Raw genomic sequence first — 21,500 nt, 5'->3', positions numbered from 1 at the left:
TAACTCTCTCTTTTGTACAAACCAAATTTATGCTTTGGCTTGTCTCGCATTTTTTGCAACCGCGGACAAATATTCGGCAGCCGTGACCAAAGGCTGTTTGTCCTGATTGGTCAAACTGATAATCAGTGCTCCTTCCATCAAGGAAATCATGAGCAGGGCCAGCTCTTTTGCTTTGGACTCGTTAATTCCGTCAAGCACCAGATGTTTGGTGATCGCGTTCTGCCAGTCCGCAAACACGCCTTGACAAGCCTGACGCAGGTCATGGCTAATGCAGGAGGTCTCAACCGCAGCCCACAGGCTGAAAGGCAAAAAGCCCGTAAACCCGGCAGCTTCGGTATCCTCGGCCATGTCCTGAACGAATTGCAGAATCGCCTCCCCCGTATTGTCATGAGCTGCAAACGTTTCTTCAAACTTTTGCAAAATATGCTCATTCGTTTTCTGGATGCATTCATGAGCAAGCTCTTCTTTGCCATGGGGGAAATAATGGTACAACGAACCTTTCGGCGTTCCGCTATCCTTGATGATCTGGCTCAGGCCTGTCGCATGATACCCTTGTGAAAAAAACAGTCGGGCGGCTGTGTTAACGATGGCTTCTCTGGCATTGGACTTTTCACTCAAAAACGGCCACATCCTTAAAGCAATTTTAAAAATTATAACGATCGGTCTATATAATTAAAACCGCTTCGCCCAGCGATGTCAATCCTTTAAAAAAAGAATATTCAAAATTTAAAATGAAAGGGCTTCCGCCGAAAAAAATTCCGGGAAAGCCCTTCGGAACGTGTTTCTACTATAAGAATGCAATCCGTTCATGATCTCTACACATCGTAATCAACAGCGGGATCACTTCGAATAATACAGAGCATCGTTTATTGGCTGCTGACGCCGTTCCATTCTTCACCGCACAGCTCACTATGGATCATTGCACCCGCCATAGATCCCTGCGCCGCGGCTGCAATGGCCTGATACATATCCGATGCGGCATCTCCAGCGCTGAATACGCCCGGCACCGTCGTTCTCGCTTGTTCATTAACCACCACCGACTCGGTTTCGGTCATCTCGCAGCCCAGCGTTCCCGGCAATTCCGATCCGGCAACCAAGGTCGGGGCAAAGAAAATGCCTCTGCACGGAATGAGTCGACCGTCTTTGAGAAGAACATGGTCAACGATTCCTTCGTTGGATTCAATCGCTTCAATCGGAGAATCCAGCACAGGAATGCCGTGGCGCTCCAAATCATGACGTTCTTCATCCGTCAGACCATCAGGACCATTGGTGCAAAGCGTAACCCGGCTTGTCCATCCCAAAAGCAGTTTGGCCATGTGCATCGCCTTGGCTCCGTCTGATATCAGGACAAGCGTCTGATCCCGGAGCTCCCATCCGTCGCAGAAAGGGCAAACGAAAGCACTCTTCCCATAAACCTCTTGCAATCCCTTTATGCCGAGCGGTTTATCCTTTTTGCCCACGGCAAACAGTATTTTTTTGCTGTGAATAACCGTGCCTGCGGCGGTCACTACTTCAAACATGCCATCCGCACCCGTAATGGAGGATGCAGTGTCCTCAATGAATTGCACCGATGGATACGCGGCGATTTGCTCCTTGGCCACGATACGGAACTCTGCAGGCGTTACCCCGTCGCGCGTCAAAAAACCGTGCGTCGCGTGAGTAATCCGGTTTCTGGCCTTCCCGTCGTCAATCACCGCAACATTTCTTCTTGCACGGCCCAGCACAAGCGCTGCATTTAACCCGGCAGGCCCTCCGCCGATGATAGCTACATCTATAACTTTGCTCACACATATCACCCTTTACAGATATTTAATATCTCTAATTTAGAACAAAAAATAAGTCGTTTTTGTTCTTTTTTCAAACGACTATAATGTCTATTAAAGATATTTTAAGTCTATAATAAACATAAAAGGCATGACTCGCAAGCTTTTTTTAGCCATCATTATCTATACCCTTTTATCGATATAAGTTGAACTATACATTTTACACGGTAACGGAAAGGGCAGAAAGAATCTGGAGAAGCGGAGCGTTCTAAAAGCTTTCTGAAAGAAAGCTGCATCGTAAGCATAGGCTTATCACCAGATTTCCTCCTTAACTAAAGGGATTCAAAAAATCCGGGGATAACAGCGATCGGAAGATATTTCTGACCTCGTAGTGGCTCCGTGTAAAAAACTTCGTTCAACTGATGGAGATAAGAATCACTTAACACAGAATTTCGTTTTTAACAATTAAAAAAAGTGTTGTTTTTAAATTGTTCACAATCAAATGACATTATTTTTAATACTAAAACGCAATTTCTTTCACATATTAAACATGATGTTATAATAAGTACCGAGATATATAAGTATGGATATAGGAAGTGAGTATTTGAAAACACTAAATAACGGGTCACAACCCAAAATCAGATTAGAGTATAGCTCGGTTCCAAAAGTCTTTTTCGATACGATCAAAGTCGGCATCATCAAATCCAACCTCATCGCCATGCTTGCCGGTTTGAGCCTTGCACTGTATGTGTTTAATGCCTCTTTCCTGGACAATATCGTACCGATCATTTTGTCGGTTATCGGTTCTTCCTTGATCATTGGCGCAGCCGGGGTATTCAACAACCTGTACGACCGCGACATCGATGCCATCATGGAGCGGACCAGAACACGGCCAACCGTTACCGGCCAAGTGGACACGAAATCCGGCCTGATTTTGGGGATAAGCATTACCATTATCGGCGGCATCCTGTTATACGTCGCTTCCCCGCTTGCGGCCGTTTTCGGGATTTTGGGACTTTTACTTTATGTTTTCCCTTACACGATGTGGACAAAACGTACTACGGTTTACAATACCGAGGTCGGCAGTCTTTCGGGTTCCGTCCCTCCTTTGATCGGTTGGGCTGCGATTTCTTCAGACCTGGGTCATTTTGAAATTTGGGCACTGGTCGTTACGATGCTGTTATGGCAAATGCCTCACTTCTACGGGATCGCCATTCGCAGATTCGATGAGTACAAAGCTGCGAACGTTCCCATGCTTCCGGTAGTCAAAGGGATTCGCCGGACGTATATTCAAACCAACGTTTACTTGGTCCTGCTCGTGCTGTCCAGCTTTTTGTTCTGGCCAATGAGCCCGTTCATCGCCATCTTTGCCTTTTTGGTCAGCCTGGTTTGGCTCATTCTCAGCGTGGCCACGTTTGATCGCAATGAGACGCAAAAATGGTCCAAAAACATGTTCATTTTCTCCATCAACCATATTACGCTCGTGTTCCTGGTGATCATTGCGTACTCGCTGATTGCCCTGCTTATCAAATAATCCAGGTTCATAACATATATAAGCCGTACAGATCAACTCCGCAACGAGTCGCCTGTACGGCTTTTTTGCATTTTAACGCTTATCCATCGAGTCCGTTATTCATAACTCCAAAAATCAGCCTGCTTTGACAGGCAGTTCCTCGCCCTGCCACAACAATTGCATTTCCGTGCTGGTCGCCAGCAAATGTTCCAATGTACCCTCGGCTTCGATCTGCCCATCCTTCATGACGATGATATGATCGGCCTTGGACAACGCGGCGCGCCGATGAGAAACGGCAATGCATGTCATGTCCGTTTCCTTGAACAGCCCCTCCCATACTTGCTGTTCCGTCTCCACGTCCAGCGCGCTGGACAAGTCGTCCACCACCAGCAGGTCTGCGCCCGTCATCAGCATGCGCGCCGTTGCCGCACGCTGGATCTGTCCTCCGGACAACATGACGCCTCTTGGACCCACGGACGTTTCCAACCCCTGATCCAGCTGCTGAATGTCCTGGTCCATGACGGCAAGCCGAATCGAATCAGCCAACGCTTCATCCGTGTTTCCGCGCTTGCCTTGGACGATGTTTTCTTTCAGCGTATCGCTGAACAAGCGAGGAACTTGAGGCGTATAGGCCGCTCTTGGCGGCATCAAAAATGTAGCGGGATCAATCTTCGCTCCATTCCAGGTGACCTCCCCATGCTGCATAGGCAGAAGTCCCAGCAGCGCTCGGACAAGGGTCGACTTTCCCGAGCCGATTCGTCCCGTCACGACGAGAAACTGTCCTTGTTTTAAACGGAAGGAGACGTTTTCGATGCCATTTGGCGAATTCGGATAGCGGTACGTCAACTTTTGCACTTCAAGCTCTTTCAACCGGTCTCCCGTTACACTTGAAACCTCTTCCAGTTCAGGCGGGTCTGTCTGCAAGTAAGTCTCCCTGAATTCCATAATGCGGTCTTCTTCCCCGGGCCGGAACAAGGTGCGCATGCGGTCAAAGGATACTTTCAGCCGTTTATGCTGGTAAACCATGTATCCAAACAGAGATATGCTGAATCCGATATTGCCGAGATAGGACGTAAACAGGGCAAAGTCGCCGACCGTGAAGTTTCCGGCTCTCATCTCCGCCGCACACATCAGCAGAATCAATCCCGTAGAAATGCTGAGCACATGCTGGTTCAGCGATCTCATCCACTGCTTGAACAAATTGTCACGCAATGCAGCTTGGCGGCGCTCCTCGTTCAATTGGTCAAATCTCGCCGCCACATGATCTTCGGCCTGCCCAAGCTTCAGCGCCTGGACTGCCCCAAAGCTTTCCGCAATGTAACTGGTGATCCGACCGGTCGCTTCCCGATTGCTTTGTGCATAACGGCGGGCACGATTGCCAGACAAATTGTTAAGCAATGTGACGACCAGCAGCGGAAGTACGGCAACCAGCGTAATTTTCCAGTTAATGCTCCACATGATCGCAATGGACACGACCGCGAACACAAGCCTGCCCCAGAAATCGACCCAGGACTCCACGTATTCGACCGATTCGTCCACGTCTTCTCGGAAACGGCTCATGGCCTCGCCGGGCGAAGCCGGAAGATTGCGGCCAGGCCAGCGCATGATGCCTGCCAGCATGTTGGTGCGCAGAATCGCCTGAATATGATACACATAGGTGATCCAGGCATAGAAAGCCACGAAAAAAGATCCTACTCTGACGATCCGGGTAAGCGCAATGAAAATAAGCGGAACGGCAAGCCACAGATAATCGTTCGATCCCGCCGTTGTGCGGTCGAAAAACCACTGCATGCCCAATCCGATCGCCAGCGGAAGCGAGTGAAAAACCGTCCACAACAAGCCATTGATGATAAATAGAAACGGCCTAAACCGAAATAATCGGGAAATAAATCCGGTAATGGTCATGCAAGTTCCTCCTCTCTTCCCGTCGCAAGCAAGCGGGCGTAATGGGATGACGGGCTGCCCGCAAGCTCTTCCCGCGGGCCAAATTCCAGCATTTTTCCGTCCCCCAGCACCATGATTTGATCCACCTGTTCCAGCGTCGCCAAACGATGGGCAATAATGACTCCCGTGCACCGTTTCATCAGTTCGTCGACGGCCGTTTGCAGCATGCTCTCCGTTGCCGCATCCAAGCGGGAAGACGGTTCATCCAAAATAACGAGACTGGGCTCGGTCAGGAAAACGCGAGTCAGCGCAAACAATTGCGCCTCCCCGGCAGACAGGGACGCACCTCCCGCAGACAAGTGGGTATCCAGGCCGTTCGGCTGTTCGTCGATCCAGCGACGAAGGCCCAGCCTGGCCGTCGTTTGCAGAATGCGTTCGTCCGACACTTCGCGATTAAACAACGTCAGATTGTCACGCAAGGTGCCGTCAAACAGCTGCACGTCCTGTGTAACCATCCCTACCCTTCTGTATAATGCAGGAAGCGTTAACTGCGTGATGTCTTTGCCCCCCACACGAATCGTTCCGCTATTGATGTTATACAATCGCAGCAGAACACGGCTGAGGCTGGACTTCCCGCTTCCCGTTCGTCCGATGATCCCAAGCCGTTCGCCTGGTTTCAGCTTGAAACTGATATTGCGCAGTACGGGTTTATCTTCATTGTAGCTGAAGCAGACTTGGTCGAATTCCAATCCCAGCGCGCCTTCAGGCAAGTCTTGTTCGCTTCCGTCCGTAATTTCACTGCGAAGCGACAACAGCTCGCTGGAACGAAGCATGCCGGATTTGGCCTTCTGGAATTCCTGCACCTGATCTCCCAACAGTTCAATGGGATCGTTCAGCATCTGCGTATACTGATAAATGAGGAACAAGGTCCCCAGGCTGATGGTGCCTTCCATAAAATCCCGAATTCCCAGCAGCAGCACGACCGTTACTGCAACGGCAAACAATACAACCGTGGTATTCCAAGGCACAACCCGCATCATCCAGGCCCGGCGCCCTTTCAGAAAAACCATTCGCATCAACCGATAAAAACGGTTCATGACGTACGGAACATGACCATTCGCCTGCACGTCCTCAATGCCTGCAATCCGTTCCTCAATCAGACCGAACAGAGACGCGCTCGCTTCCCGTTCGTTTTTGGAAGGATTGACACCAAGATTGCGGATCAGCACCATAAACAGCACGGATAACAGCGTAAATGCGGTCATAACAAGCGCAATCGGCACATTGACCGAAAACATGAATCCAAGAATGCCGCCCAGCAGCACAAAGCTGCCGATGACCTGCACGATAAACATCGCGAAGAAATTCGAGATATGCGTGACATCCCCATCCACCCGTTCAATCATCTCACCGGGTGTTTTGACATTGTGAAATCTCATATCCAGGCGCAGACAGTGTTTAAGCAGGTCTCCCCGCAGCTTGTTGGTCGCCCGCCACGAGACGTCATTCCCCATATAACTTACCGCTACCGTTATTAACTGGTTCGCCACCGCGACGACCAGAAACAACCCTGCTAGCTGTAACAACTGCCCGACCAGGCCTGCCTCGGCAGCAGTATCAATGAATCGCTGAATGATCTGGGGATTCAGCAGTTGAAGGCCCGTTGACGTCAGGAGCAGTACGAGCAGCAGCGCGAGCTTTCCTTTGACCGGCCTCAAATATTTCAGCAGCCAGAACATGGAGCTTTTTTCTTGTTTGGACACGTCGTTCCCCCCAATGCTTTAGCTTTGTCTGTGAAAAGGGTTCCCTTTGGATCACGTTTGAAAGCTATGACGTGTCTGACGCGATGGGTTTGAACAGCATTAAACGAGCAGCGTTGCTTTTGAATTTTGTCATGGTTTCATTACCGACCTTTCATTCATTTTAAATAAGTGCGGACTGGGGATATGCACGCGAAAAAGCTGTAGATGAATGTTCATCTACAGCTTCAGACCACAAGAAGACCTTGACTCGGCGAATGAAGTCTTAATTCCTGCATGCAATATGGATGAGCGTTCAAAGAACAGGTTGGCATAAACAGACTGTCCAAACGCCCAACTTGACGGGTGCATTCTCAGTTAAGTCATCATGTCCATGCCTATTCAGTTATCGTTATGGAATTCACTGGAGGCACCAACATGTTCATTAACCACCCTTCGCACTTATTTGTTTTTTAATTTTATGCGCTATCACGCAATCCGTCAAGAACATATTTCCTCGAATGTTAATTGTTTCAAAACCTGCATTCCATCAACGCTCGCGTCCGACAATATAATCCAGTAAATGCTTAAGGAAAGGAACGGGTTTCGACATTTCGTCCAGTGCTTCCGAGGCGCTGTAAAAATGTTCCCACATCTGTTTCTGCGCACCGTCCGAACCCAGGATGGATACGAAGGTGGAGTTGTTGTTTTTGGCATCCTGCCCGGACGGCTTGCCCAGCACGGATGATTCCCCTTCATGGTCGAGCAGGTCATCCTTGATTTGAAAAGCGATGCCTGCATGATAGGCAAATTTTTTCAAGCAAGCCATCTCCCGCTCATCTACCTTGGCCAAAATGGCAGGCATCACAAGCGCAGCTTCGAAGGCAAGGCCTGTCTTGTAAAACGAAATCATGTTCAGCTCTTCAAGGGTCAGCATCTTCCCTCGGGAGTTCAAATCCATCGCCTGCCCCATGCACATGTCTTCCGCCTTCTCGGCAGAGTATCGAATCAGCGAGAGCACGGCTTCCGGATCAAATCGTTCCAGCGACGACTGCTCTCCGATAGCGCGCTGAATGAGGTAAAGCCCGGTCAATTCCGCCGTAGCGCTGTTGTGTACCTGGTGGAGCGTCGAGCGTCCCCGGCGCACATCCGCATTGTCCTGACTGGGCAGATCATCAAAGATCAGGGAAGCAGTGTGCATGTACTCGAGCGATCTCAGCAGCGGGACAATCGCGGACGGGTTCATTCCGTATTCCCGCACACCCATCACCCACGTCAGGATCGGCCTGAGGCGTTTGCCGTCCCCCTGAAGGCTGTAGTTGGCGGCATCGATTAACGTCGCTTTCATCTCTGGCGTACCCGCAGGTTTCGTGATTTGCAGCTCCACATTGATTTGCTCGCGAACTTCGCGAATGGTTTGCTGGAACTCCTCTTTTTCCTGTTTGTCGGCTCGTAAATGAGCGACGACCTCGTCCCGGAGCAATTTGTCCAGAAAATCGACATCATTCGCTTTGCGCACCATATTCTGCACCAGACGATTCAGCTCCGGCTGTCCAGAAGCAAAGGTGTGCATCAGCTTGTCGTATTCTTCTTGCCCCAAGCGTTCTTTGCAACGTTTCAGACCGTTCACGGCCCTGGCGAGAATGACCTCGCGCGTTTTGGGATCGGACTGGTACACTTCATGGATCAAATAGGCGATCACCGCCCAATATAATTCATAGGGATTAATAAGGTCCGGCCGCAGGTCGCGGTATTTCAAATAATACGTATAAGGCGTGACCGCTCCTGCCTGCATGTCCTCGTTCATATCGGCAAAATCGTCTGCCAACTGGTTATAAATCCCGTAATAGAACGTTCGCAGATCGAAGCCTTCATCAAGCGGCGAGCTTAACACCGAACGAACGATCAACCTGGAGGATGAAGACTTGATAATGATCGGAATATACAATTCTTCATTCGTATAATGCGCATTGGATAAGGTTTTGGCCCGGTCCGTCTCCTGGGATTGAAAGAAAACATAAGCCTGATCAAAAAACGTCTGCTGCATTTCGTTTTTTTGGTAATGACTTATATACTCAAACGCTTCGCGAAGCTCTGCATGAACATACCGGATCATGGAAACGTTCGTCCCTTTCCACTGCCCGATCTCGGGCACTTGGCCGGTTAACAACGCTTCACGGATCAACTCGGAATACTGGCGCTTCTCTTGCGCATTCAACGCTTGGGAATCCAAAAGATCGTCGATGAACGGATAGGTCAAACCGTAGGAGTAGCCGAGCCTGATCGCTGCATCAAACCGTTTCGCCCGCTCATCCGCAGGCGTCATTTCGTTCATTTCGTCATCGACGTGAAGGATCACGCCGAGAATGATTTTGAGCAGCTTCCGCTGCGCTTGCTCCGCATCAAGCTCCTTGGGGAGATTGGCGGCGACGCGTTTCAGCTTGTTCATGACCCAGATGACCGCCGGTTCCACCTTTTCTTTTTTTCCCCAGCGGTAGAATAGCGCCGGACTAACCAAACCGGGCTTCCGCCGGGTGTCATTGGTGCTCAGGAAGTATTTCTTTGTATCCTGTATGACACGGTCGATACGCTGCCTTGTATCGGGAGAATGAAGGGCTTTTCCCAAATCACGCATGAAAATATAGGAGATGCTGCGATCCAGATAAGAATCCAGTTTGCCAGCTGCGTCTAACCATTGAAGATATCTATGAACATCCTTGGAATCCGGTTTTCTTTGGTTGCGAACCAGCAAGGAGAGCCATGAAAAAGGTTGAACGTGATGCTTTTGCCAAATTTGAAAATCCTGGGCTAGTAAAGGGACATGCGAGCCGGCAGCCAGCTGCTCTTGCAGTGAAGCAAAATATCCGGCTGCCTTCTGTTCGGCTTGAACATAGGCTTGATTCGCGCGATCTTCATGTCTGAAACTCAATTGTACTGCTGCCAGTTCGTTATTCATCGGATGCATGACCTCAACTTCTCATAATGTTAAACATGTTATACGGCACTCGTTGCATTTGGTTACGAATTTGTCTTTCTATGTATATGTGCCGTTTCGGACAAAACAACAAAAAAAGGACAATATGCCCGACTGAACAGTGTGACATCGGATATTGTCCTGACCTTATTCAATCTGTTTGCTATTCCGGCTCTGCCCGTATTTCCCAATCTAACTCCCGCTCAATCCCTCTATGGCGCCTTGCAATTGGTTGATGTTGGAGATCAATTCAGGAATTCCGCTCTGCTCCCATTGTTCGATCGTAAATCCTTGCTCCGCAATGCTGTTCTCCCACTCGTTCACGACCGCCGTCAGCTGGTCATTGTAACTCACCAGGTTTTCGTGAATGCTTTCCCCGATGGCCGGCACCGAAAGCTGGGAGAACTCGCTCGCATGTGCCTGAATTTGATCGATTTTCTCCTGAATTTGCGCAGTCGTCTCCGGATTGTTCATCGCGCCTGATGCAAGCTCCTGCAGTTCTGCACCTGCGCTTGTGATTCCGTTTATATATTCGCTCGCTCCGCTGACGTAATTCAAACTTTCATTGGCTTGGTCCACCAGCGAACATGCCGACAAGATTAATGCACCCGTCAAAGCCAAACTTGCCAACATCACGGTATGCCTGCGTTTTGTTTTGTACATGTCACCCTCTCCTCACATCGTTGAAATTGGTATATTTCAAATTTATGATAGCCGCTCGGGCCCCCCTATTGCAAATGTGCCTGCATGCTTCCATATTTGATGTATAATATAGGAATCACATGGTAAAGGGATGTCATTCATATGCTTCATACTCTAAATGCCCGTTTGAATCGTTTCATGCCTCTGATTACTCCGACTAGCATCATAATCGGCGTGTTATGCGGAAGCGTACTCTCGTCCTATACGTTTCTTTCCCCCTGGCTGTTCGCGTTCATGACGTTTGCAGGAAGCATCAGCCTCGGATTTCGTGATTTTCTGAATGTGCTCAAGAAGCCGTTTCCGTTATTCATTTGTTTGTTCATTCTGCACCTCCTCATGCCTTTGATCGCGCTCGGCATGGGTTATATGACCTTTCCGACCGATGCATACACCATCACGGGCCTGGTGCTTGCTGCAGTCATTCCGACCGGCGTGAGCAGTTTTATCTGGGTCAGCATTTACAAAGGCAACATCGCATTGACACTGTCCATCATTTTGGTGGATACGGTGCTTGCACCATTTATCGTACCAGGCGTTCTGTCTTTGCTCGTCGGCGCAAGCGTTCAGTTGGATATATGGGCCATGATGAGCAGCCTCTTCTGGATGATCGTCGTTCCGTCATTGCTTGGCATGCTGCTCAATGAGTGGACCAAGGGTAGCATCGTGAAAACTTGGGGACCGCGGCTCAATCCGTTCACCAAATTGTTCATGGCCGCCGTCGTTGCCATTAACGGTTCGGTCGTTGCCCCTTATCTGGCTAACTTGAACTGGAGGCTGGTTGGCCTCGCCGTAGTGATCATTACGCTCGCGGGACTCGGTTATGCGTTAAGCTATTTGATTGCCCGGCTGCTTGGCTGGAACGAAGCGGACCAGGTGGCGCTTGTATTTAACGGCGGCATGCGGAACATCAGTGCCGGAGCCGTGCTTGCCGTATCGTATTTTCCGCCGCCCGTTGCCGTTCCGGTGGTGCTGGGCATGGTTTTCCAGCAGATGCTTGCCTCCCTCACGGGATACTTGCTGAACCGGCGCTTTCAAATTTTGCAAAAAGCGGATAAAACGACCGCAGCGTAGAAAGGTTTTTATGAAAAAAACAATATAAAAAGCCGACAACATGAATTGTCGGCTTTTTTGGCACAATACATATAAACGTTCGCTTTTATTCTGCAAACAGATTTCGCTTCGTGCAAACGAGATCATTACTTCGGCTGGATGTATCCTTCCGCCTTGAGCAGTTCTGCGATCAGAACCGCGCCGCCCGCCGCACCGCGCAGCGTATTGTGGGAAAGACCCACGAATTTGTAATCGTACAACGAATCTTCGCGCAAACGGCCTACCGAGATGCCCATACCGCGCTCGATGTCCCGATCCAGTTTCGTTTGCGGCCTGTTCTCTTCTTCGAAATACGTAATGAACTGCTTCGGCGCGCTCGGCAACTCCAATTGCTGCGGACGGCCTTGGAATTGCAGCCAACGTTCCAAAATTTCGTCTTTGGACGGTTTGTTCTCAAAGTTGACGAACACGGTTGCCAGATGGCCATCCGTTACAGGAACGCGAATGCACTGCGTCGTGATAAGAGGCGATGCCGCTTTGACGATTTGGCCGTTGTCGACGCTTCCCCAGATGCGAAGAGGCTCCTGCTCGCTTTTCTCTTCTTCCCCGCCGATGTACGGAATGACATTGTCCAGCATTTCCGGCCAGTCGGTGAAGTTTTTGCCTGCGCCCGAAATGGCTTGATATGTCGATGCCACGACTTGCGTCGGCTTGAAATCGCGGAGCGCATGCAGCGGCGGCACATAACTTTGAATGGAGCAGTTCGGTTTCACCGCGATGAAGCCTGTTTTGGTACCGAGACGTTTGCGCTGAGCTTCGATCACCTCAAGGTGCCCCGGATTAATTTCAGGGATGACCATCGGCACGTCTGCCGTCCAGCGATGCGCGGAGTTGTTCGACACCACCGGCGTTCCGGTTTTCGCATACGCTTCTTCCAGCGCTTGGATTTCGTCCTTTTTCATATCCACGGCACAGAAAATGAAGTCTACCTGGCTTGCAAATGCCTCAACCTGCGAAGCATCCTGTACAAGGATGCCTTTCACCTCTTCAGGAATCGGAGTCGCGAGTTTCCACCGTCCTTGCACGGATTCCTCATACGTTTTGCCTGCGGATTTGGCGCTTGCGGAAATCGCAGTCACCTGGAACCATGGATGTCCGTCCAGCAGCTCCACGAAGCGTTGACCCACCATGCCCGTTCCTCCGACAATACCCACTTTCAATCTTGCTGACATGAATCATCATTTCCTTTCGATGTAGGTTGAATGCTTGGTCTTATATAAGTCGAATTGGTAATACGCACGACACCTCTCGATTGCAAGTACCCAGGTATCGGTTCATTGCGACTAATATATTTGGTTTGTGTAATCAGTGCCGGGAAATCGCGTTTTCTTCCCTTATTAAACACTATTCAGGCCATTCCAAATCGTGTATGCACCATATGGAAAAACCAAAAAATCCCGTCCCCCAAGACAGAAGTCTCAGGGACGAGATATATACTCGTGGTACCACCCGGATTCGCAGATATGTCGCCATATCTGCCTCGTCGAGTAAGGGGATACGTGCAGCTTGCATTAAAGCCTCATCCTCTTCCTTACTCCAGCTCTGTAACAGGAGCTCCTGTCGCACCATCCCTTGCTTGCCGCCAGTTCCGATGCGCTGCTCTGAGTCTTTGTTCAATAAAAATTCTTTGCCCCTTTTCAGCCTGCCGGAGCTCTCTGTGAAAGAACGCTTTTATTTACTCGTCTCTTCATCGCATTTGATATTGCGACTATAATATCAAACCTTGGGGCGTGAAGTAAATACATTTTTAAAATTTTGCCGAATAAAGTTATTGGCAGCTGTCAAGAACAGGTCACCGCCTGCGTGGCGAGCTGCTGCAAATACGGCTTCAGCATCGGCTGCAAATCTCGGCGCATCAAGCCAATCTCCAGAATGGCCTGGATGTAGCCGAATTGGTCTCCAATATCATAACGACGCCCTTCGAGCTCCAGCGCGAGCAAGTCTCCATTGTAGCTGACTTTTTTTAACGCATCGGTTAATTGATATTCGCCGCCTGCACCCCGTTCAAGCTGATCCAGGATCGGAAAGATCGAAGGTTTCAAAATATACCTGCCCATAACCGCCGTGCGCGAAGGCGCTTCGGCAATGGAAGGTTTTTCGACCAGATCGTTCACTTGATGCACGCGATCCGCGGCACCGTCCGATGCGATGATGCCGTATTTGCTCACGTCTTCCGCTCTCACTTCACCAACGCCGACAATTTGCTTGCCAGTCCGCTCGTACAGATGAATCATTTGGGCGAGCGCCGGCGGGTCGGATACCATTATATCGTCCCCAAGCAGGACGGCGAAAGGTTCATCGCCTACAAACTGCCGTGCACACCCGATGGCGTGTCCCAGCCCGAGCGGTTCCTTTTGACGGATAAAGTGAATGTCAGCCAACTCGCTGATCGCCTTCACCTCTTCGAGCAGCGCCTTTTTTCCCTTCGCAAACAAGGAATATTCCAGCTCGACCGACTTGTCGAAATGATCCTCGATCGATTTTTTGTTGCGTCCGGTTACAATGATGATGCTTTCGATGCCTGCCTGCACCGCTTCTTCTACAATATACTGAATCGCGGGTTTATCCACGATGGGCAGCATCTCCTTGGGCTGCGCCTTCGTTGCCGGAAGGAAGCGGGTGCCCAGACCCGCCGCCGGAATTACTGCTTTTTTAATGTGCATATGTCAGGCCCTCCTTTCATGGGTATCGGGTGTTCTGCGAGCGTTCTTTTCGGCCCCTGTACCAAACACCCAATACCGACTCGCCATGTAATTGAAAAGCATGCCCGCAACCGTCGTTGCCGCTTTGCTGGTCCACAGGTTCCAGTCAAGAACGCTGTTCAGCAAGTACAGCAGGAACGTCGAGCCCGCAAGCACCAGCACATTGATGATGATAAAACGAACCAGCTCCGATCCGCCTCCACGCCGATCGGCATCCCGAAAAGTCCAGCGGCCGTTCCACCAATAACTGTTCAACACTCCGCATCCATAAGATACGGCTTGAGCGGCCAGTGCCGGCACGCCAGCCGCCGTCAATATCAGGAATACCGCCGCATCCACGACCGTATTCATCAATCCCACCACGCCAAACTTCAGGATCGTAGCCAGGCGCTTAATCATGTCGCACAGCTCTGCTCGTCAAACGAACAGGCCCGGACTGGCTCTCCACCGGATAGACGTCTCTCACGATATAGAGCGGGCGTGCTTTCGTTTCATCATAGATCCGCCCGACATATTCCCCGAGAATACCCAGCATAAGCAGCGTAAACCCGTTAAACATCAGCATAATGCTCACAATGGACGGCCAGCCTTTGATCGTTGAATCCGTGAAAATGGCCGAAACGAACACCGACAGCATGTAGATGAATCCTGCCGCAGACAAAATTGCACCAACATAACCGGCCAGCTTGAGCGGTTTGTGCGAAAAAGAGGTGATTCCGTCCAGACTCAGCTTCAGCATGCGTTTTAACGGGTACTTCGTTTCACCGGCCAACCGCTCGTCGCGCTCGTATTCAATGGCCGTCTGGCGAAAACCGACCCAGCTGACCAAACCGCGCACGAAGCGGTTTTTCTCGGGCAAGCGTTTCATCTCGTCGACCACTTTGCGATCCATAAGACGGAAATCTCCGGTATCGACGGGAATATCCGTATCGGTAGAAGCGCGAAGCACGCGATAGAACAGGCTGGCGGACCACTTTTTGAAGCGGGTTTCCCCACTTCGGCTCGTCCGTTTGGCATATACGACCTCGTAGCCTTCTCTCCATTTGGAAATCATGTCCAAAATGAGCTCCGGCGGATCCTGCAGGTCGGCGTCGATGATGACCACCGCATCCCCTGCGGCATAATCCATGCCCGCCGTGATCGCAATCTGATGCCCGAAATTGCGGGCAAAATCAATCAGCTTGACGCTGTCGTCCCAGCGCGCATAATCACGAATCATTTGCGCGCATTGATCGACGCTGCCATCGTTGACAAATAACAATTCATAGCTTTCTCCCGTGTCGCCCATCACTTTTTTCAGGCGCCGATAGGTCTCGCCTATGACTGCTTCTTCGTTATACATCGGGATAATAATGCTGTAACGGCAAGTTTGAGCCATGTCCGCTCCCTCCTTTGTAATGGTTCTGTCATTGCACCTCATATAGGGTCGTCTGTCCGCCAAAACCCGAATCTCCGCCTTCCGCGTTCGAAGTCCACTCCGAAGCCGGAACCTCGGTTCCATGTTCCTTGATCCAGTTCGTGATTTCCGAATTGCCGCCGCGGCCGCCCATGCCGCCGACCATGAAATATTTCACCTGTCCGCTCTCCACGAGTTGTTCCAGCTTCTTCGTGGTATATACCGGATCCGAACCGGAGAAACCGCCCAACGTAATGACCGCTTCATTCTCGTCAATGATGTACGGTGCAGCCTGATTGTAGTCGGTCGTTGCAAACAAATAAGTTTCCCCGGTGTTATGTTCCCTGAGATAGTTCAACGTCGTTTCGTCCACCTGTTCGTTCCGGTTACCCGGTCCTCCGCTGCCTCTCATGGAAGACCTGTTCCGGTCGGCGTTTCCGTTCCCCATGCCCGGTGTCCCGGCAGGAATATCGCCTGCCTGAGCGGAAGCACCCTCATTATTGCCGCCCATGGAAGGCTGCCATCCATTCATGTTGCCTCCTCCGTTTGGAGGTGCCATGCCAGTGTTTCGCCCGCCCATACCTCCGCCGCCGAACATGCCGTTCGAACCTGTCGGTCCTGCAGCCGGAATCATGCTGTTGCCGCCATACGTAATCGGCGTGAACGCCCAGTAGACAGGACCGATCAGCATCACCATGAACCCGGCAATCGCCAGCGGCTGCTTCAGCGAATGCGCACGCTGCAGCATCACGACCAGAACTAGCGAGATCAGGACGCCAGCCGCCAGCTCGCCGATGGACCAGCCTGCGCCAATGGTGTCATTGTATGCCTGCATGATGTACCAGCCGAATACCGTCGTCAGCAGCACGGACAACGGCAGCAGCCACGCCATCCATCCTTGGCGTTCCCGATACGCCTTCCACATGGCTACGAATCCGGCACCTGTAAGAGCCGCAACGGGCGGCGCCAGCATAATCAGGTAATATTGGTGGAAGAAGCCGGCGACGCTGAAAAATGCAGCTGCCGGGAACAACCAAGCTAACCAGAACAGCGTCTGTTTATGCTGCTCTGTGACATTCCTGCGCCGAATTCCGGCCAGAAGCACAACCGCTCCAAGTAAGGCTGTAGGGAGCAGCCAGCTGGCCTGTCCGGACAATTCGGTCTGGAAGAGCCGCAGCGGCCCTTTCTGACCTGTGCCAAACATGCCGCCCATGCCTCCGCCGCCGTTAAAACCGGCGAAATCCATGCCCGTCGGCATTTCGAATCCATTTGGCATCTGTCCTTGCGGGAACCCGGTGCCGTTCATGCCATTGCTCCGGCCGTCGCCATCCCCGCCCGCATTCGAAGCATCATCGGGTGTGCCCGGCGATATTTCCATGCCGGAACGGTCTGCTCTGCCAGCGCCACCGTTAGTTTCCTGCGCCGCAGTCTCCCCCGATCTGTCGCCACGCTCATTTCCGGCTCCCATTGCATTGGACATTCCGCGATTGCCCGTATTTTGCTGCCCTGTAAGCCGCGAAAGGCCGTTATAACCAAAGGCCAGTTCCAGCACGGAATTCGTTTCGCTGCTGCCGATATACGGACGTTCGTCTGCCGGAATCGAATCCACGGTCACCGCCCAAGATAGCGAAACGGCTGCCAGCACGGCCGTGCCGCCCACCAAGGCCAACAGCTTTTTTCTCCACGGGGCGCCGAATGCCAATAGGTAAAACAGATAAAATGCAGGCAAAATCATGTATGCTTGCAGCATTTTCATGTTGAAGGCCAGTCCGATCAGCCCAAACGCAGCGAGAAGCCGCCAAATGCTGCCCTTGCCCGCACCTTTGAACAGGAACCATGATCCGAGCAGCAAAGTAAATACCAGCATGCTGTCGATATTGTTGGTCCGGCTGACGGCCGCCACCACAGGCACCGTTGCCATCGCCATCGCCGAGATGCGGGCTGCTGCAAGTCCAAATGTTGGTTTGACCATGAAATAAATCAGAAGCACCGAGCCGATGCCCGCCAACGCCTGCGGCAAAATGACGCTCCAACCGTGCAATCCGAATACATAAGCAAATGCCGTCTGAATCCAGAAGACCACCGGAGGTTTGTCCACGGTAACCGATCCGGCGGAATCCAGCGAAGCAAAGAAAAAATTGTGGAAATTTCGCAGCATGCTTCCTACGGCCGTAGTGTAATAGGAATTGGCGTATTGATCGTTCCAGATGCCGTATCCGTTCAATATGGCCGCCAGCAGCAGGATCGGCACCAGAACCGGATCGATCCTTCGTTTCGCTTGATTCAAAAAGCATCACTCCTCCAAGTTCTTCATGCTCATATTGTTGCACGCCAAAATAAAATCAGGATGAGCGCCCGCTGAATGTTAACTGAGGATCAATGGTTGATCTTTCAGCTAATTTTCAGGTTGGAGCGCAATAATAGATCATAATTCTGCCTATTGGGCATGCATAAACGGATCACACAGGAGGACTATCCACGAATGAAGCTGAATACTGCTGTGAAAATATTGCTGGCTGACGATGAGCCGCATATCCTGCAATTTCTGGAGCTGGGTTTGAGCAATGAAGGCTTCGACGTACGCACCGCTCCCGATGGCGCCACGGCGCTTGAAGTCGCATCCGAATTCCAGCCGCATATGGTCATTCTTGATGTAATGATGCCTGAAATGGACGGTTTTGAGGTCGTGGAACGACTGCGCAGCGCAGGGCATCCGGTCGGGGTCATTATGCTTACTGCCAAGGATGAAGTGGAACACCGGGTCAGAGGGTTATGGCTCGGTGCCGATGACTACATGATCAAACCGTTTGCTTTTGACGAACTGCTCGCACGAATTCAGGCCAGACTTCGCAACCAGTTTCCTCTCTTAATGGGAGCCGTCACGTACGGCCCGTTCCGCATCGATGATCTGCGGAAGGAGTTTACCTATCAGGGACAAGTCCTGGAGCTATCGCCAACCGAATACGAACTGCTCAAATTCATCGTGCACAACCACGGCATTGTACTAAGTAAAGCCACCATACTAAGCAGGGTATGGGGATATGATTTTGGCGGGGAAGAAAATATCGTCGAAGTGTACATTCGTTCGCTGCGGGACAAGCTTGGCGATAAGGAACATCGGTTAATTCGCACGCTGCGCGGCGTCGGATACCGGGTGGACTTATAACATGATGAAGCGTATGCTTACCCATAAATTGAAGTGGATGGATCGGCTGCGGCAATGGTCCGGTCTTCGCTCCCTTCGCTCCCAACTTCTGGCCCGCTCCCTGATCATTCTGGCCGTGCTGCTGCTCCTGATCGGCATTGTTCAGTTTTGGATCATGGAAAGTTTCCTCTACCGCAGCCAGGCCAAAACGATGGAGCAGCAGCTGCGATCCATGCCCCCCGTCTGGCTGGGCATATCTTCCCGGAACGAGACGTTCCGAGCATTCCCTTCCGGCCAGGGCAGTCCCGATGACAGGGGCAATGGAGGCCGTTTCCTGTTCATTCCCGATCGCTCGCTCGCGATCATTGAAGGATCAGGCCAATTTCAGGACGTATTCGGTTCGGACGGGCTGGCCGCTCCACGGCTGCAGGAATCGGACTATTCCGCCATTCTGGACCAATTGAACGACCAACAGCACGTCACCTACCGCATCGTTACAGATGCATCCGGCAAGGAACAGCTGATCGTCTTTTCCACGCCGGGACCACGCAACTATGGCTTTCCGCTCGTGCAAATGGGGACCGAAACGAAGCCGTTCAAGGATTTGATCCTGAAACAGCTGATGATTTTTATCGCGCTTTCGCTGCTGGCTTTGGTTGCCGGTCTTGCTTTATACGCCAAAGCGATGCGCAGAACGCTGGTTCCGCTGTCCAACATGGTCGATACGGTGCAGCGCATCGATGCGGGCAGTCTGGCCGAGCGTGTGCCTGCCGTGCAGGGACAGCGGGAAATTGATCAGCTTGCCCAGTCGTTCAATGGCATGCTGGAACGGCTGGAACGCTCATTTGGAGCCGAACGTGCTTCCAAAGAACGCATGCAGCGTTTTTTGTCGGATGCTTCCCACGAACTGCGCACGCCGCTCACGTCCATCCACGGTTTCATCGAAGTGCTGCAGCGGGGTGCAGCCAATAATGAAGAACAGCTGCATCTCGCGCTGAACAGCATGCACGGCGAATCGGTGCGCATTAACAAACTTGTGGAAGACCTGCTGATGCTCACCAAACTGGATCAGGCTCCCCGGCTTGAACATGCCGATGTCCGGCTTGACGGTCTGCTCCGGGACATGGCGCCGCAGCTTCTGATCATGGCCGGCGAACGCACCGTGCATTTTGATCTGACCGCCGGCCTGCATATGTCCGCCGATCCCCACAAGCTGAAGCAAGTGGTGCTCAACCTGTTCCAGAATGCTGTTCAGCATACGGACCCGACGTCCGGTCGGATTGCCCTGAACCTGTATGCCGTAGAAGGGTATGCGGAGCTGAGCATCTCAGATAACGGAATCGGGATTGATCAGGAGCATCTTCCCCATATTTTCGAACGATTCTACCGCACCAGCTCTTCGCGCTCCCGTAAACAGGGCGGTGCCGGGCTAGGGCTTGCCATCACGGGTTCGATCGTCGAGATGCACGGCGGCAGCATCATGGTAACCAGTAAACCGGGATCGGGGACTGCATTCAAGGTACTGCTGCCGCTGATGAGGTAGATCCAAACGAAAAAGCCTGTCCTTTTGGGCAGGCTTCAGCAACAACGTATTTTAATTTTAAAATGGGGTAAAAAGTTAGTCCGTTCCGACCGGCTCCTGTACAATGATGATGTCATTACAACGAATAATGAGTTCACTTCCATCCTCAAAAAGCACGTGCGCTTCATACCCATGGTCTATACGATAAAGCTCCTCATAGAGCCAGCAGCTTCCTACAATTTCATCCTGCTTTATAATTTCAGCCCCAACAAACGTAATGTGATTGAGGTTTGTAAATCCTCCCTCTGTATCAAGTCGAATAACCACGGCTTCGCCAGAATCTACGCGGATCACTCTGCAATCGTGAAAACTGAATTTACGTTGGATATCTTCAGGAATTTGTTCATTTTGCCTTACTTTCCGATATTCATCCAGGGTATGCATCATTTTCTTTTCGTTCTCTTTGCTCAATAGCTTTAGCTGCCGCATAACTTCCTTTGTGCAGTAGCCCAATGCGAATACCCGTTCATCTGCGATTTGACTGGAAAGCGCAAGGGGCAGCCTTCGTATTTCTTCTCGGCAGCTCCACTCATGATTGTCACTGAATTGCTGTTTGGAGTTCACCTCATCAAAGGGTGGTCGTGCATCATACTCATCAATATATGTCTGTATTCTTTGTCTTTCTTCGGGAGTCATCTCGTAAATCTTCATTTCCTCAGAAGAAACCTCCTCACCTGTAACGAACTTTTCAAGGGGGATCATCAATGTTCCTTCCTGTTCGAGCATGAAGCGGGGATCCACATCATAGATTTCACGCTGCATTTTTATGAATTCATTCTCTTTTCTTTTGTAAAGCCGTTTATATAATGCTTCGTCCCGTTTCTCAGCCCCACGGTGTACTCTTTTACCGAAGTGTAATCCGGTCTTTTGACAAAGCTCATACCATTCCTTGGTCAAATATTTCATTCATTCTCTCCTTCATATGTATCTTTGGGTTTCTTTGGAAGATAAGGTACGTCCATCATTTTTAAATTATAAGACATGGTACAC

At 51.1% G+C, this 21,500-nt stretch carries 16 protein-coding genes and 1 other annotated feature; of the genes, 4 read left to right on the top strand and 12 right to left on the bottom strand.

Annotated elements, in window-relative coordinates:
• Positions 1-27: 27 nt before the first annotated feature.
• Both L6H98_RS16660 and L6H98_RS16655 read right to left on the bottom strand, forming a co-directional pair.
• Positions 28-618, bottom strand: a complete 591-nt coding sequence (locus tag L6H98_RS16660) for a TetR/AcrR family transcriptional regulator (RefSeq protein ID WP_236416784.1) — start codon at positions 616-618, stop codon at positions 28-30.
• A 248-nt stretch (positions 619-866) separates the two neighbouring features.
• Positions 867-1,787, bottom strand: coding sequence for an NAD(P)/FAD-dependent oxidoreductase (locus L6H98_RS16655; protein ID WP_236416783.1), 921 nt, complete (start codon positions 1,785-1,787; stop codon positions 867-869).
• 580 nt (positions 1,788-2,367) lie between these two features.
• Here L6H98_RS16655 and cyoE point away from each other — a divergent pair.
• The gene (cyoE, locus tag L6H98_RS16650) at positions 2,368-3,297 is read left to right on the top strand and encodes a heme o synthase (RefSeq protein WP_236416782.1); all 930 of its coding nucleotides are present in this window, start codon (positions 2,368-2,370) and stop codon (positions 3,295-3,297) included.
• Between the two features lie 114 nt (positions 3,298-3,411).
• Here cyoE and L6H98_RS16645 read toward each other — a convergent pair whose 3' ends face one another.
• The 4 genes from L6H98_RS16645 to L6H98_RS16630 all read right to left on the bottom strand — a co-directional run bounded on the left by L6H98_RS16645 (position 3,412) and on the right by L6H98_RS16630 (position 10,536).
• Positions 3,412-5,181: an ABC transporter ATP-binding protein gene (locus L6H98_RS16645; RefSeq protein ID WP_236416781.1), complete on the bottom strand. Its 1,770-nt coding sequence runs from the start codon at positions 5,179-5,181 to the stop codon at positions 3,412-3,414.
• The gene (locus L6H98_RS16640; protein WP_236416780.1) at positions 5,178-6,923 is read right to left on the bottom strand and encodes an ABC transporter ATP-binding protein; all 1,746 of its coding nucleotides are present in this window, start codon (positions 6,921-6,923) and stop codon (positions 5,178-5,180) included. The genes L6H98_RS16645 and L6H98_RS16640 overlap by 4 nt, the downstream gene beginning before the upstream one ends.
• Positions 6,924-7,449: 526 nt before the next feature.
• Positions 7,450-9,864 carry a polyprenyl synthetase family protein gene (locus tag L6H98_RS16635; protein WP_236416779.1) on the bottom strand — a complete coding sequence of 805 codons (2,415 nt, stop codon included), beginning with the start codon at positions 9,862-9,864 and terminating at the stop codon, positions 7,450-7,452.
• Between the two features lie 201 nt (positions 9,865-10,065).
• Positions 10,066-10,536, bottom strand: a complete 471-nt coding sequence (locus L6H98_RS16630) for a DUF6376 family protein (protein ID WP_236416778.1) — start codon at positions 10,534-10,536, stop codon at positions 10,066-10,068.
• Positions 10,537-10,677: 141 nt separating this feature from the next.
• On the opposite strand from L6H98_RS16630, the gene L6H98_RS16625 reads away from it, so the two are divergent.
• Positions 10,678-11,646 carry a bile acid:sodium symporter family protein gene (locus L6H98_RS16625; RefSeq protein ID WP_236416777.1) on the top strand — a complete coding sequence of 323 codons (969 nt, stop codon included), beginning with the start codon at positions 10,678-10,680 and terminating at the stop codon, positions 11,644-11,646.
• 125 nt (positions 11,647-11,771) lie between these two features.
• On the opposite strand, the gene asd is transcribed toward L6H98_RS16625, so the two are convergent.
• The 5 genes from asd to L6H98_RS16600 all read right to left on the bottom strand — a co-directional run bounded on the left by asd (position 11,772) and on the right by L6H98_RS16600 (position 18,070).
• Positions 11,772-12,857, bottom strand: a complete 1,086-nt coding sequence (gene asd, locus L6H98_RS16620) for an aspartate-semialdehyde dehydrogenase (RefSeq protein WP_236416776.1) — start codon at positions 12,855-12,857, stop codon at positions 11,772-11,774.
• Between the two features lie 245 nt (positions 12,858-13,102).
• Positions 13,103-13,385, bottom strand: a binding site (T-box leader).
• Positions 13,386-13,466: 81 nt separating this feature from the next.
• Positions 13,467-14,348: a UTP--glucose-1-phosphate uridylyltransferase GalU gene (gene galU, locus L6H98_RS16615; protein ID WP_236416775.1), complete on the bottom strand. Its 882-nt coding sequence runs from the start codon at positions 14,346-14,348 to the stop codon at positions 13,467-13,469.
• 3 nt (positions 14,349-14,351) lie between these two features.
• Entirely contained in the window at positions 14,352-14,786 is a 435-nt protein-coding gene (locus L6H98_RS16610; RefSeq protein WP_236416774.1) for a GtrA family protein, read from the bottom strand.
• A complete protein-coding gene (locus tag L6H98_RS16605; RefSeq protein WP_236416773.1) occupies positions 14,779-15,765 on the bottom strand; it encodes a glycosyltransferase family 2 protein in 987 nt (328 codons plus the stop codon). The genes L6H98_RS16610 and L6H98_RS16605 overlap by 8 nt, the downstream gene beginning before the upstream one ends.
• Before the next feature lie 28 nt (positions 15,766-15,793).
• The gene (locus tag L6H98_RS16600; RefSeq protein ID WP_236416772.1) at positions 15,794-18,070 is read right to left on the bottom strand and encodes a glycosyltransferase family 39 protein; all 2,277 of its coding nucleotides are present in this window, start codon (positions 18,068-18,070) and stop codon (positions 15,794-15,796) included.
• Between the two features lie 195 nt (positions 18,071-18,265).
• Here L6H98_RS16600 and L6H98_RS16595 point away from each other — a divergent pair, with 195 nt between their 5' ends.
• Both L6H98_RS16595 and L6H98_RS16590 read left to right on the top strand, forming a co-directional pair.
• A complete protein-coding gene (locus L6H98_RS16595; protein ID WP_236416770.1) occupies positions 18,266-18,949 on the top strand; it encodes a response regulator transcription factor in 684 nt (227 codons plus the stop codon).
• Between the two features lie 4 nt (positions 18,950-18,953).
• A complete protein-coding gene (locus tag L6H98_RS16590; RefSeq protein ID WP_236417042.1) occupies positions 18,954-20,471 on the top strand; it encodes a HAMP domain-containing sensor histidine kinase in 1,518 nt (505 codons plus the stop codon).
• A 75-nt stretch (positions 20,472-20,546) separates the two neighbouring features.
• Here L6H98_RS16590 and L6H98_RS16585 read toward each other — a convergent pair whose 3' ends face one another.
• Complete coding sequence (locus tag L6H98_RS16585) at positions 20,547-21,416, bottom strand: DUF4085 family protein (protein WP_236416768.1); 870 nt, start codon at positions 21,414-21,416, stop codon at positions 20,547-20,549.
• Positions 21,417-21,500 lie beyond the last annotated feature (84 nt).

This window comes from Paenibacillus sp. JJ-223, from assembly GCF_927798175.1.
GTDB classification, from domain to species: Bacteria; Bacillota; Bacilli; order Paenibacillales; family Paenibacillaceae; genus Paenibacillus; species Paenibacillus hubeiensis.
This window is presented reverse-complemented; position numbering and strand designations above follow the sequence as displayed.